The sequence below is a fragment of the Acinetobacter junii CIP 64.5 genome, from assembly GCF_000368765.1.
Classification (GTDB): domain Bacteria; phylum Pseudomonadota; class Gammaproteobacteria; order Pseudomonadales; family Moraxellaceae; genus Acinetobacter; species Acinetobacter junii.
In genome coordinates, this window is sequence record NZ_KB849654.1 from 526,873 (window position 1) to 541,228 (window position 14,356).

14 protein-coding genes are annotated in these 14,356 nt (G+C 37.7%); 5 read left to right on the forward strand and 9 right to left on the reverse strand.

The window, feature by feature from the left end:
• Window positions 1–19: 19 nt before the first annotated feature.
• From F948_RS04030 to F948_RS04045, 4 genes are all read right to left on the reverse strand, one after another.
• Window positions 20–1,501, reverse strand: coding sequence for a tryptophan 7-halogenase (locus F948_RS04030; protein ID WP_004960237.1), 1,482 nt, complete (start codon window positions 1,499–1,501; stop codon window positions 20–22).
• A gap of 63 nt (window positions 1,502–1,564) precedes the next feature.
• A complete protein-coding gene (locus F948_RS04035; protein WP_004960241.1) occupies window positions 1,565–3,046 on the reverse strand; it encodes a hypothetical protein in 1,482 nt (493 codons plus the stop codon).
• 248 nt (window positions 3,047–3,294) lie between these two features.
• On the reverse strand, window positions 3,295–3,864 hold the full coding sequence (gene dcd, locus F948_RS04040; protein WP_004914176.1) for a dCTP deaminase: 570 nt from the start codon (window positions 3,862–3,864) through the stop codon (window positions 3,295–3,297).
• Between the two features lie 105 nt (window positions 3,865–3,969).
• Entirely contained in the window at window positions 3,970–4,563 is a 594-nt protein-coding gene (locus F948_RS04045; RefSeq protein WP_004960244.1) for a LysE family translocator, read from the reverse strand.
• A gap of 325 nt (window positions 4,564–4,888) precedes the next feature.
• Between F948_RS04045 and F948_RS04050 the strand changes: the two genes are divergently transcribed.
• Window positions 4,889–5,446, forward strand: coding sequence for a DUF2062 domain-containing protein (locus F948_RS04050; protein ID WP_004960247.1), 558 nt, complete (start codon window positions 4,889–4,891; stop codon window positions 5,444–5,446).
• A gap of 18 nt (window positions 5,447–5,464) precedes the next feature.
• Here the strand turns inward: F948_RS04050 and F948_RS04055 are convergent, their stop codons facing one another.
• From F948_RS04055 to F948_RS04070, 4 genes are all read right to left on the reverse strand, one after another.
• Window positions 5,465–6,337 (reverse strand): 5'-methylthioadenosine/S-adenosylhomocysteine nucleosidase, encoded by an 873-nt coding sequence (locus F948_RS04055; protein WP_004960250.1) that lies wholly within the window; start codon window positions 6,335–6,337, stop codon window positions 5,465–5,467.
• A 127-nt stretch (window positions 6,338–6,464) separates the two neighbouring features.
• On the reverse strand, window positions 6,465–7,694 hold the full coding sequence (gene apbC, locus F948_RS04060) for an iron-sulfur cluster carrier protein ApbC (protein WP_004960251.1): 1,230 nt from the start codon (window positions 7,692–7,694) through the stop codon (window positions 6,465–6,467).
• A 150-nt stretch (window positions 7,695–7,844) separates the two neighbouring features.
• Window positions 7,845–8,381 carry a hypothetical protein gene (locus F948_RS04065; RefSeq protein WP_004960254.1) on the reverse strand — a complete coding sequence of 179 codons (537 nt, stop codon included), beginning with the start codon at window positions 8,379–8,381 and terminating at the stop codon, window positions 7,845–7,847.
• Window positions 8,382–8,573: 192 nt separating this feature from the next.
• A complete protein-coding gene (locus F948_RS04070; RefSeq protein ID WP_017397498.1) occupies window positions 8,574–9,110 on the reverse strand; it encodes a GNAT family N-acetyltransferase in 537 nt (178 codons plus the stop codon).
• A gap of 107 nt (window positions 9,111–9,217) precedes the next feature.
• Between F948_RS04070 and F948_RS04075 the strand changes: the two genes are divergently transcribed.
• On the forward strand, window positions 9,218–9,715 hold the full coding sequence (locus F948_RS04075; protein ID WP_026057416.1) for a hypothetical protein: 498 nt from the start codon (window positions 9,218–9,220) through the stop codon (window positions 9,713–9,715).
• A 25-nt stretch (window positions 9,716–9,740) separates the two neighbouring features.
• Here the strand turns inward: F948_RS04075 and F948_RS04080 are convergent, their stop codons facing one another.
• On the reverse strand, window positions 9,741–10,202 hold the full coding sequence (locus F948_RS04080; protein ID WP_004960264.1) for a hypothetical protein: 462 nt from the start codon (window positions 10,200–10,202) through the stop codon (window positions 9,741–9,743).
• 200 nt (window positions 10,203–10,402) lie between these two features.
• On the opposite strand from F948_RS04080, the gene metG reads away from it, so the two are divergent.
• From metG to F948_RS04095, 3 genes are all read left to right on the forward strand, one after another.
• Entirely contained in the window at window positions 10,403–12,460 is a 2,058-nt protein-coding gene (metG, locus tag F948_RS04085; RefSeq protein ID WP_004960268.1) for a methionine--tRNA ligase, read from the forward strand.
• A gap of 140 nt (window positions 12,461–12,600) precedes the next feature.
• Window positions 12,601–12,957, forward strand: coding sequence for a hypothetical protein (locus F948_RS04090; RefSeq protein ID WP_004960269.1), 357 nt, complete (start codon window positions 12,601–12,603; stop codon window positions 12,955–12,957).
• Between the two features lie 385 nt (window positions 12,958–13,342).
• Window positions 13,343–14,308, forward strand: coding sequence for an MBL fold metallo-hydrolase (locus F948_RS04095; RefSeq protein WP_004960270.1), 966 nt, complete (start codon window positions 13,343–13,345; stop codon window positions 14,306–14,308).
• Window positions 14,309–14,356: the final 48 nt, after the last annotated feature.

The window sequence follows — 14,356 nt, forward strand, 5'->3', positions numbered from 1 at the left end:
TTTTGTTTGGCTAGCACGATTATACTTTCTGTCTTATCTGCTCCAAAAATTTAGCTAATTTTTGCTTTTTATCTGGTGGCAAAGCGTAAAGCTCTGCTACGGTAGCTTCAGGTTTTATTACACCCACTCCAGCACCGACAGCGAACCAACTAGCGGCACTAAACATGGACATCCCTCCCATACTATGCTCTACAAAATCAATATCTCTCGGTGTCCGATGCACCCAGCATTTTTTGAGCTCCTGATAACTTTCAGATCGAGGTACGTTTAACATGTATTTCCAAAACGGAGTGTCTGAACGCCCAGTATCATAATGCATACGAATAAAATCACGTATACCCTCCCAATATTGAGCATTTTGTTGATTATAGAAGTCTATATTTTGTTGTGAAATTACCCCATGGTTTTCTCTTATAAAAGAAACCAGTAATTGTAATTGGCTGAGCATTTGCCCAATTGATGTTGCTTCTAATGGCTCAATGAATCCCGATGCCAAACCTATTCCTACTACATTTTTTATCCAAACCTGTTGAAAATATCCAGCTTCAAATGCAATTGGCTTAACAGGATTTATAGAGTGCCCTAACCAATTTTCAACTTCAAGTTGTGCCTCCTGATCAGTGATGAATTGATCATGATATACATATCCCGCACCTATACGCTCTTGCAATGGTATTTGCCATACCCAACCTGAACTCATAGCTGTTGCGCGGGTAACTAATTCAATTTTATTTTTGTGCGGCAAATGAAAAGGTAAGGCTCTATTCATAGGCAATGTATCAGAAAAAGAACACCATTGGCTTTGATATTTTTTTCCAATCAAAAGCCTTGAAAACCCAGAGGCATCTATCACAAAATCACAACTTATCTCGTGATTAACACATTGAATTGCAGAAACATTCTCAGTTGTAGGGTTAAATACAAAATTCTCTATTTTCTGCTCAACATGAATAATACCTCTAGCTAAGGCAATTTTCTTAAGATATTGACCAACTCTAAAAGTGTCAAAATGTAGCGATGCACCAAAATTATTCTTTCCTTTCAATAGAATCTCTAAAACCTCTTGGAAAGGTTTACGCTCTTCACTAAACTCATAAGATGCCATATAGCGACTAACATCTATTCCATGGTTAAATAATCCTGATAAATATGGATTAAACCCAAACTCATTCCATGCAAAATCAGGAGTTGGTAGAGGAAAAAGATGATAGTAATAGTCTTCTTGCTTGCCTGTTCTCCATCGTTCATAACGAAACCCCAATTTAAGCGTAGATCCCGTTTGTTCTATAAAATCTTTTAAATCGATATTCAAATCATGTAATACCGAAAGCAAGTTCAAAACTCCACCTTCACCAACACCTACAATAGGAATCTCTGGTGCTGAAATTACCATCACTTCAACAGATGGACTAAACAATTGTCTAAGTTGCAATGCAGCAAACCAACCTGCCGTCCCACCACCAACAACTACAACCCTATTCATTCCTCGTAGATTTATCATTCTTCTTTTCCCAATTTGAAATAATAAAAGCAGCCTCGGCTGCTTTTTTAAAATGTAAGCAAATTAACAGAATGTTAATGTTCCATAACAGTTTGATTTTGGCACTTGATTTTTTAGCTGTACATTAGATAAAGAAAGTGTGGCAGGTGTAGCATCACTTAAATCAATTATAATGGGGTTCGGAGTAGTCATTGTAATTCCAAATAAAGTACCAACAGCAGCATCAGCTGGAGCATAAACGCGTTGAGATTCTTGATTCAAAAAAGCAGAAGCTTTCGTCGCAACTTGAGGATAAACAGCAGATACATCCACTGGATTTTGACCTTTTAACAAACCTAAATTTACAGGTTCAGCAAATGACATCCACCACCCAGCTCTAGCAATATCACTAGCTTGAGTAAAATTAGATAAAGAGGTCTTTCCAATATCAGCTCCATCAATATAATTGCCTGGCCATAATAAATCTTGTAATTGTAAGGATAAATAGCCGCCTGTACCTGTCAAAGGTATATTATGAATCATACTTAAAGATTGCTCAAAACTAACATTTAAAGGTAGTCCTTCAATTCTTGACCCCTCTTTCAATTTAATTTTCGCCTTACATGCTATAACTAAGATACAGTCAAAATCCACTTTGAGCTGGTTATTAGGTCCTTGGTCCAACGGAATATCAACACTCGCCGTTACATTATCAATACGTGCAGCTGTTTGACGCTTACCATTAACCTGAAAGGCTGGTGTTGAAAATCCTGCCGTCACGGATGGAATCGAAATTCCCAATGTATCACTACTAGCAGGATCTGAAACCCAGTCTCGATTATTACCTAAAGCATTTAGTTTTCCACTTAAACGTTGGTCGTTAGTTTTACCAAACAATCCTGGTGTTGTTGTCACTTCCCCTGTTGTTGGACTAAATCTCATAAAGCCACTTAACGACTGAATTCCATCAGTAGTAGATGGCGATGCATTATTAGTTAAACCAGCGGTTAACAAAGCATTTATTTTTTCAGCACTAGCTCTAAAACCAACGACCTCACGGGTTGAAGCGCTATTTGGGTTTTTAATAGCAAACTCCAAGAAAGGATTACTAATTTTAGCACTTGTAGCAGCACGTCCATCCCCCGAATAGGCTGGATTACCATCTATATCATAACCACCATTCGGAACAGCATTCCCATTAATGTCATAGTCCCCACCATTTGGAAGCCCACTCAAGGCTAGATTTTTAATATCAATATCACAGCCTCCAACACCATTCTGCCCGCCACAACCTAGCTGTAAATTCTTTATATTAGCATTCAACTCCAATTCAGCTTCAAGCCCTAATTTATAGAATCCTATATTATTGGAGCCACTAATATTCCTCATTAAATTTGCACTATCTGTTGGAGATATATATGACAAACTCATCAATGCCTGTCCTGTTGTAGCAGACATCTCACTATCACTCAGACTCTGCAAACCTTCGGAGGACGCATAGGCAAAATTCAGGCATACACTACCCAACGCCAACATAGCAAAATGTAGAGACTTAAACCGTCGCATAACGACCTCCGTGTTAAAACTTCCATATGTTCTTTTTATTACTTGTTTCTGTTTGATCGAATACTCACTTATATAGCAGTAGTAATTTCCGTGATCCTGTACAAAAACAAATCAAATTATAATGATTGTATCTTATTTTTTATTAATTGCTAGCTTCATTCGTCTGAACAATTCTTATGATGAATGAAGAATTTTTAAAAATCATCAAATTAAAAAACCCATCATTTACAAATGATGGGTTTTTTAATTTAGGTCTTCGGTAAAGTCACGCCTGTCTGACCTTGGTATTTGCCACCACGATCTTTATATGATGTTTCACATACTTCATCGCTTTCAAAGAAAAGCATTTGTGCGACACCCTCACCCGCATAGATACGCGCAGGTAAGTTTGTAGTATTGGAAAATTCTAAAGTAACGTGACCTTCCCACTCAGGCTCTAACGGCGTCACATTTACAATAATACCGCAACGTGCATAAGTCGACTTACCCAAACAAACAGTAAGTACATTTCGAGGAATACGGAAATATTCAATGGTACGCGCTAGGGCAAATGAGTTTGGTGGGATAATACAAACGTCTGATTCGATATCAATAAAACTTTTATCGTCAAAGTTTTTAGGGTCAACAATCGCTGAATGAACGTTGGTAAATACTTTGAATTCACGTGCGCATCGAACATCATAGCCATAGCTCGACACCCCATAAGAAATCAACTTTTCGCCATTTTCACCATAACGAACTTGATTCTCTGCATAAGGTTCAATCATGCCGTGTTTTTCGCTCATTTCACGAATCCAACGATCAGATTTTATTGCCATGACTTTTTTCCAAAATCTAAATTAATGATTGGCAGGTACTTTAACGTAAATCATCATTAATGAAAATAAGACTGCTATCCCAATAGGCAGAATAGCAAAGATACTTTATAAATTGATTAATGCAGAATAGCTAATCGGGATTGAAAAACTAATAAGCACGACAGATGCTGTACGTTGTAATTTTGATTGTGAAAGCCATTTAACCTTATTGGTCGCCAACATGGCTCCGACAGAAATCCAAAACAGAGCAATCGGCAGAATCAAACCAACAAAAGCACTCATATGCGCTAAGTAGATATCTTGGCTCTTCCATGCAACTGCTGGAAAAATAGCAGAAGCAAACAACAACGCTTTAGGATTTAAAAGCGTAGCAAACAATAATTCACGTGGGCGAATAGTTGGTTGATTTAATGCCACTTGTTGATTCGCTGTACGCCAAAGCTTAATCGCCAAATACAAGATATAGCCAGCGCTCATTAATTTTAAAAAGGTAGGAAGTAATGGTAAAGCTGTTGATACTTTGCCAATCAACATACCCCAAGCTGTTATAGCAACGATATAACCCAATGCTTCAGCCGGAATAAGTAAAAGTGATTTGCGTACACCAACCTGAACACCAGATGATGCCAATAATGTGTTGGTTGGGCCAGGAGTAAATAATATGGTTATAACTAAACCAATGAAAAACCATGAAATCATTGAATGACCACACTAAAGGATTCTCTGAGATTAATCCAATTACAATTTTATAGCAAAAAATAACTGTAAGCACTTATAACGTTAATTTCACTACAATTATTTAACTATTTATTTTATTTCATCTTTATAAATTTCAAGTAGCTCGCTACTGAACAGTCACCTAGATATCTATGTATATTTAAAGTACGATTACCGTGAATTTTTGAATAACATTTTACTGATTAGATTAAGATGTAGCATGAAATTTAAGCTAAGCCTAAGCAAAAAGTGCTATTTTATAATCAGTTGATCACACTATTTCCATTCTTCTACTCGCCAATATTTTATGCCTAAGCAATTTTTTCATAAGTGGCTTCCCTCATCAGAGAAAGTTGCTCAACTCAAGTTTATGCGCATTTTTGGGGAAAGCACCTTAAATCCTTTACTTTGGTATGTGAATCGTCACTCTGTTGCCAAAGCGATGTTTATTGGCACCTTTTGGGGCATATTACCTGTACCTTTCCATAGTTTATTTATTATTCTGACAATCCTATGGTTTGAGGTTAATTTGCCGATCGGACTGTGTATGGCATGGCTGACCAATCCTCTCACTGTAGTTCCTATACTTTATTTAGGCTTTTGGTTTGGAACTAAGATTTATAATGTCAATATGATTGATCAAGAGATGTTATTGGGTGTGCTACATCAAATCATCAATTGGTTAAAAAACTTTGGGCATGGGCATATAGACTTGAGTCTGGCAAAAATTTTAATTTCAGGTTTAGTAATAGAAGCCATTCTGTTTGCTTTATTGTTTTATTGTGCAACTCACCTCTTATGGCGCTGGTTTGTTATTAAAAACTGGAAAAATAGAATTCAAAATAATCAAGAAGAAATCATGTAGCTGATTTCTTCTAAATCTTTAGTTTTTATCCAATTGTTGTTTCATGTATTGTTCAACCACATCAAGTACATAGTCCTGACATGCCTCACCCGTAGCAGGATTATATGCACCATTATTGGTAATATTATTAGATAAAATTCTTATACCTAAAAATGGAACATTAAACTGATGTGCAATCTGTGCGACGGAAGCTGCCTCCATCTCCTCTACAGAAGTTTGATAATTATTATGGAAAAACTGGATTCGATCTAGCTCATTATTCCAAACATCTGCTGAACCAATCGTTCCCTCAACCACATTCCCTTTGCTATAAGAAGCTTTTGCTTTATGTGCAGCGATCAGTAACTGTTGATCACCTTCAAATTTGCGTATCGCAATCGGTTCAGGGTCAGACTCATCTTCTGGTAACACATCAAATGCCTCTGTCCATGCCAATGAGTTTGAACCACTCCCTATCGGTAATCTTGGTGTTCTAAACGCACCAATATTTGTCGTGTATTTACCTAATACAATATCAAACACGTTTAAAGCAGGATCATGCCCGCCTGATGTACCTTGGTTAATAATTGCAATTGGTTTATATCGCTCAATTGCAAGTGCTGTAGCTGCGGCAGAATTACTCATGCCCATACGTGTTTTGGACACGATCACTGGATAACCTTTATAAGTTCCTTTCCAAAACTTCCATCCACCCACTGTTTCAACACTGACGTTATCTAATTTTGATGCCATACGTTCAGATTCGACAGGTAAAGCACCTTGGATCACGATGGGTTGTAATTTAGTTTCTAATTGCTCTGTCTCTTTTGGAGAATCATCACCATTACAAGCACTCAGTAAAAATGCACTACACAATCCCAGAATACTTACAGCTCTTTTGACGGACTTCATATCATCACTCGAAAATAAAATAGTGATGAAGCAACTCTCATGCCATATTTTACCAAACGATATATTTTCAACATCAAACAAAGAAAAGCCCAACGAAATGTTGGGCCGAACTTAAAATAACCATCAGTTAGAAAATGCGCTTGTCATCTCTCTGACGTTTTGGAAGTTTTTCCATCTGTTTTAAGACACTTTCCGCAATATTGATATAGCTTTCAGAAGCGACATCTTGTGCGATGACACTTGGTTTACCATTATCGGCATTCTCTCGGATTTTTGCATCTAAAGGTAAACGACCTAGTAAAGGTATGTCATATTGTTCAGAAAGCTGATCACCACCACCCGTACCAAATATTTGCTCTTCATGTCCACAGTTAGAACAAACATGTGTTGACATATTCTCAATCACACCGAGTACAGGAATATTCACTTTATTAAATAATTCAATCCCTTTTACCGCATCCATTAAGGCAACATTTTGCGGTGTAGTAACAATTACCGCACCAGTCACTGGGATACGCTGTGCAAGCGTTAATTGAATATCGCCAGTACCTGGTGGCATATCGATAACCAATACATCCAAATCTGGCCACAGAGTTTGATTAAATAACTGCATCAATGCGCCAGTGGCTTTAGGGCCACGCCATGCTACAGGAGTGTTATGCGCACCAATCAAATGACCGATTGAAATCACGGCCATACCATAAGCATCTAAAGGAACAAAATGTTCATTTTCAATCTGTGGTGTACGACCAGCATTGCCCAACATAGTTGGAATACTTGGACCATAGATATCTGCATCCAACACCCCAACTTTTAAACCGAGTTTTTGCAATGCGAGCGCAAGATTCACAGTTGTGGTTGATTTACCTACACCACCTTTACCCGACGATACCAAGATTACGTTTTGAATACGTGGATGTGGAGCAACATCTCGTTGTTGTGGTGCAGCTTTCTCAATCGGAGGATTATTTGGGTCAGCTTCAGCTTTAGGAGATGCATCCATCACTGGAGGAAGGTTGGTGTTTTGTGCTTTTGGTTTAGATGAACAACTATGTCCCGCCTCGCCATGGGCAGCATGTTTCTGCTGAATAATATGCAGATTGAGTTCTTGGATACCACACTTTTCTAAGGCATCTGCAAGTTCATCATGGATTTGTTGTAAATGATCTTTTTCTTCAGGAAATGTATTGATCGTGAGCTGTAGGATGCGACCTTGAACATTAACTTGGCTGATACGATCTTTCAAGGCATTTTCAGAGTTTGGAAGAATATAATTTTGAAGGACTGTTTGGATTTCATCTTCCTTCACTTCTTGCGCAGGCGAAAAAACGGATTTTAAGGAAGAAAGCCACGACATTTTGTACTCCAAAAACTGATCATACTCACTGAATGTGGTTAGTTTAGCAGTATTGGAGATTCGACGCTCATATCAAAGACCGTAATTGCTCAATTTTATGTCGCAATTTATCTTTGCCTATCAGCGTCGATTGTTAAAGCTTTATCGTGATTAGCCTTTGAATTTATTGATCGTATCAGTGGCAGCTTTCTTTAAATCATCTAACTTGCTGCTAGCTTGAGCTTTCAGATCATCAAATTTTGCAGCTGCCTCATCTTTTAACTCAGCTGCTTTGGCTTTTGCATCTTCTAATTTATGCGTTGCCTCTTCTTTTAAGTGATCTAATTTCTCTTTGGCAGCATGTTGAGTATCCGCCAGTTTTTCTTTTAACTCATCTGCTTTAGCTGATAATGCAGCTTTACTTTCACCGTATTGATCGCTTGCATTGGTCTTTAAATCATCTAAAGCTTGCTCGCCTTTTTGCTTCAACTCATTGGCTTTATCTTTAGCTTGCTGTAAATCAGCTTTAGTTTGATCAATATCTTTCGCTGCGAAGTTTTTTACATCCTCCACAGTTTCCTGACCTTTTTGTTTGATATCACTTCCAAGCTCGCTGACTTTATCTTTAGCCTGCTGAAAGTCTGCTTTGGTTTGCTCTAAATCTTTTGCTGCGAACTGTTTTAACTGATCAATTTTGTCATTACTCATGTCTTGTTCCTCTTGTTATTTCGTAAAAGCTGTCGTTGATTTCTATTACAGTTATACAAGATTCTACCTACACTTATCGTGTTTGCTGCAAATTGAAACAAATGGGATACAGGATGATTCAAATTTATTGCTGATTAATAACCATTTGAATTTTCATATATAAAAATCATATAAATGCATAACACAACTAAATTACTTGATACGAGCAGACTGCTGAATCTCATACAATACATGCCAACTTAATGGATGATCTTGAGCTAGAGCAGGATGTTGAAATTCTACTAATTTCCTCATCCCTAAGCTTTGCATAAGCGCTTGTGATCGCAGATTTTCTAAAGTGGTAAAAGACACAACAGTTTCAAGCTGCAAATGATTAAAAGCAAAATCTAAGGCTGCATTTGCTGCTTCTTTTGCATAACCTTTGCCCCAAAATGGTTGATCTAAGCGCCAGCCAATTTCAACACAAGGCGAAAATGAAAACTGTGTGGGTTGATCATGTAATCCTACCAAGCCTATCAATTGTTGAGTCTGTTTTAATTCTACTGCCCAAAAGCCCCAACCCTGTTTTTCAATAATTGCCTTTAATTTATCTATATATACATCGCTTTCAGCGCGCGTTAAAACTTTTGGAAAATACCGCATAACCTCTGGATTAGCACTCATCTCTGCAAAAGGTAAATAATCCGTGTCTCGCCATTGGCGTAAAATCAGTCTTGGTGTTTCGATCATTTTTAGAACCATTAAATTTGTATTAAAAACTATTCACAATATAGGGAATTAGATCAGATATACTTTTGCGCTATCGTGAAATTAACCTGACTTATAAAGCTTTATATATGAATGAAAATGAACTTCTAGAAATTCAAAATGAACTGCAAGCTCAACAAAAGCGCCTGAACTATATTCTTTCGAGTAAAAGAAGAATCCAAAGCATGATTGATTCTTTTGAAGGTGATTTGGCAGAACAATTACTTCCTGTCATTCATAATGAAAGCAACGATTATGCTGGAATCGCAACAAGTTTGGCACTTTCAATTTGTTGGAAATTTTCAAAAGTTGAATTCCCAAAGACCGTTCATTGGTGCAGTGAATTAAGTATTAGCGATCTACAAGTTAAAGATGAATTTACCGCTGTAATTAAAGCCCAAGCTTGGTTGGGAACTTTAGGAAGTGATGAGCTTTGGCAAACGCCACTCTTTGCCGAAATTACAGTTGATCCAAAAACCAATAGTTTAAAAAGCTATCACATCCATTTCTTATCTAAAGGGAAAATCATCTCTTTAAGAAAGAACGCTAAGCAAAGTGTTACCGTTAAGCAGATGCAGAGTATGTAATCCTTTGGGATACATACTTTTTTAATCAAAATAAGATCATGTTCTTCTTTTGATTTACTTTATTCATCACAAAATAACAACTGTTCGCCCCCATACAACTCAAAGCCAAAATCGGCAGCATCATGAAATACATCACAACACCAATTTTTAAAGTTGAAAAATCAATGTGGTTCACTTGATCTTCGAACAGAATCATTAAGACCAGTAAAGCCCAAGCAATTAAGATCACAAAACTTATTTTTAAAAACTGGTATGAATCAAAAATCTGAGTGGGCAGTTTCAATACTGCAAAAACAATCAGATAAAAGATAAAAGCCAAAACGATGAGGATTGGGGTCAAATACATCATAACTTCCATGCCATCACTGACTACATGAAGCAGATGATTCTGTCGATAATTTAAGAACAAACAAAATGGAATCACAAAACTAAAAACAGAAACTAAACTGGCTGAGACTGATGAAAAAACTAATGACCAAGACCTCATTTTTATTTTCCTCTCTTTGATATTGTGATTATTCTCGATCAAACAGATGTACTTTGATTGAAGCCAAAGTGAAGCTTGTATGAAGTTTCAAAATAAGATTCCCTTCAGGCTAAAAAGATTTCACCGATTCCCTTGTGCAAGTCGCTCTTAAGTCATGTAAAATCATCCACCTTGTAAATACGAATGAGAGAACAATATCCGTGCGTAAAATTTTAGTCACCAATGCCCTTCCTTATGCCAATGGTCCTATCCATATGGGTCACTTACTCGGTTATATCCAAGCAGATATTTGGGTTCGTGCGATGCGTGCAATGGGTCATGACGTGACTTACGTATGTGCGGATGATGCTCATGGCACAGCGATCATGTTACGTGCTGAAGCGAATGGCATTAGCCCTGAAGCGCAAATTGCCAATGTTCAGAAAGAACACATTCGTGATTTTGATGGTTTTGGTGTGCATTTCGATCATTATGATTCAACTCATAGCGATGCAAACAAAGCACGTGCATCTGAGATTTATATTAAAAACCGTGAAGCAGGCAATATCGCTGTTCGCCCTGTCACACAATTATTTGATCCTGAAAAAGGCATGTTCTTGTCTGATCGTTTCATTAAAGGCACGTGCCCGAAATGTAAAGCGGAAGATCAATACGGCGACTCATGTGAAGTCTGCGGTACAACCTATAACGCGACCGAGTTATTAAACCCACGCTCAACATTGAGTGGTGCAACGCCAGTTGAGAAATCATCAGATCACTATTTCTTTAAACTACCGAATTTCTCAGAATACTTACAGAAATGGACACGTGATCAAGGTCGTTTACCATTGTCTATTGCCAACAAGCTAGATGAATGGTTTGAATCGGGTTTATCAGATTGGGATATTTCGCGTGATGCGCCTTATTTCGGTTTTGAAATTCCAGATGCTCCAAACAAATATTTCTATGTTTGGGTAGATGCTCCGATTGGTTATATGTCGAGTTTTGAAAACTACATCAAAACTAAACGCCCTGATCTAAGCTTTGATGATTTCTGGAAAAAAGACAGCGACAAAGAAGTTTATCACTTCATTGGTAAAGACATTGTTTACTTCCATGCACTGTTCTGGCCTGCAATGCTTGAAGGTGCGAACTATCGCACGCCATCTGGTTTATTCGTAAATGGTTTCTTAACGGTGAACGGTCAGAAGATGTCGAAGTCTCGCGGTACATTCATTAAAGCTGAAACTTATTTACAGCACTTGAATCCTGAATATTTACGTTATTACTTTGCTTCTAAGCTTTCAGACAAAGTTGAAGATTCGGATTTGAATTTGGATGACTTCGTTCAGAAAGTGAATTCTGACCTTGTCGGTAAAGTAGTGAATATTGCCAGCCGTTGTGCAAAATTCATTAACAGCAATTTCAATAATACACTTTCAAGCACATGCGATGAACCTGAATTGGTTCAAAGCTTTATTGATGCAGGAGATTCAATTGCTCAAGCCTACGAAGCACGAGAATTCTCTGCTGCTATTCGTGAAATCATGGCACTTGCAGACAAAGCGAATCAATATATTGATGAGAAAAAACCGTGGGCGCTTGCGAAGCAAGAAGGTCAAGAACAACAAGTTCATGATGTTTGCTCAGTTGGTATCAACTTATTCCGTCAGCTTGCAATTTACTTGGCTCCTGTTCTTCCAACACTTGCGACTCAAGTTCAGTCTTTCTTACAACTTGAAAGCTTTGACTTTGCATCACGTCAGCAAATCCTCGTTGCACACAAAATTGCACAATTCCAACCACTGATGCAGCGTGTTGATCCTAAAGCAGTTGCTGCAATGGTTGATGCATCTAAAGACTCTTTAGCTGCTGCGGCAGAAACACCAAAAGTGGAAAAGAAAAAAGAAAAGAAAGCTGAGAAGAAGCCTGAGCCTAAAGTGGGTGAAGCTGAAATTATTGGTATTGAAGACTTTATGAAAGTTGACCTACGTGTAGCTGAAGTTTTAGAAGCTTCAACTGTCGAGGGTTCTGATAAATTACTTCAACTTACTTTAAATGTTGGTGAAGCTGAACCACGCAATGTGTTTAGTGGTATTCGTGAGTTTTATCAGCCCGAAGACTTAAAAGGCAAATTGGTGGTGATGGTGGCTAACCTTGCGCCACGTAAGATGCGTTTTGGTATTTCTAACGGTATGGTACTTGCAGCGGGTAATGGTGAAGGTGTTTGGGTGATTTCACCTGAATCTGGTGCTAAAGCTGGTGATAAAGTTTCTTAAGATTTTAAATCTAAGATGAGAAAAGCCTCTACGTTGTAGGGGCTTTTTTATACCATTTATATAATTTATTTTCTTGTTTTAAAAAAATATATCGATAAAATAAAAGCGCTTTTTATTTTTTATAACTATCCGGGGTATGCATGAAAAAATTACTAGTTTCAGTTCTAGCGATGTCAACAATTGCATTTACAGGCTGTTCAGTTCGTATGGCAGACATGACTGTAGCTTCTACGAAGAACTATAACTTGAACTCAAACCAATTTGTGAAGGGTGAGCGTGTCACAGGTGAAGATAAGGTTCCGGTAGTTTTATTCCCATTAGGTATTCCTAACTTCAAAACAGCGGTAGATCGTGCAATTGAAAAAGATCGTTGTGCTGTGGCTTTATCTGATGTTGTTATTACTCAATTGAATCAAGCATTTATTGTGGGGCAGATTGGTTACCGTGTTGAAGGTACTCAAGTAATTGACCGTTCACAGCCAGAATGTAAAAAATAATTTTTAGTTGTAAAAAAGCCTCTACGTTGTAGGGGCTTTTTTGTTTTTGGGATTTCCCTCACCCCGACCCTTCCCCATGGGGAGAATCCATTATTAAATCAATATTGGAATGTTACCTTACGAAGTTGAATTTCTTATACGTCAAAAGTAAGGTAAATATAGCTAAATTCTAAAAACACTAGCACATGGAAACATCTGTAAAACCTAATTTCCTATGGTTTTAGGTGTGATAATAAATTAAGTATTCAGCTATAGTATATAACCTTCATCCCAACCTTTTCCCTGAGCCATATGTGGCGCAAGAAAAAGAGCTTTCAAAAAATTTTAAAATTTATATTTAAGTATGATAAAAAATACCCATCCCTTTAAAACTTATAAGAACCCCATGAAAACATTTACCCCCCTATTCCTCGTATTCGCTCTAAGCACCACAGCCCATACCATCCAAGCTGCTGAATCCACCATCTCCCTACAAAAACAAGTTGCTGGTTACTACCAATATCAAGCTGGTGACGTACAGATCACTGCCCTGCTCGATGGTACAAACTTCATGTCACCAAGCTTGTTTAAAGATATTCCACAACAACAAGTTCACGAGATTTTAAAGAAATACTATGCAAATCAAGAGAAAGGCGTACAAACCTCAGTAAATGCCTTCCTCGTTAATACAGGAAAATCTCTAGTATTAGTGGATAGCGGTGCAGCTAGTTGTTTTGGTGCTCATTTAGGTTCAGTTTTAACGAACCTAAAAGCATCAGGCTATCAACCTGAACAAGTCGATACCATTCTACTCACACATCTACATCCCGATCATGTCTGTGGAATCAGTAAAGATGGCGTTGCCAATTTCCCTAATGCGACAGTCTATGTATCTGATGATGAAGCAAAATATTGGCTAGATCCCAAACAAGCGGCAAAATTACCAAAAGATAAACAAGCCAATTACTCAGGCACGGTTGAGAAAATTAAACAAGCGATTGCGCCTTACCAAGCCAAACAACGCTTTAAAACCTATAAACTCGGTGATGACATTCAAGGTTTTAAAGTCATTAACACGGCGGGACATACACCTGGGCATTTTAGTTATGAATTAAAAACCAAAGATGAAAACGTGGTGTTTATTGGAGATATCGTCCATTCACATACTGTGCAATTTGATAAACCTGAAACGGCAATCGAATACGATATAGACCCGAAAAAAGCAGTTGAAACACGTTTAAAGCAATTCGCAAATTTTGCTAAAAATGGACAAACCATTGCCGCTCCACATTTACCGTTCCCCGGCATTGGACATATTTATTCAGCAGATGGAAAGAGCTATCAATGGATTCCTGTACATTTTAAAGATTAAGACAAATGAGCTGATTTTAGGCAATAAAAAGCGACTTCCATAGTCGCT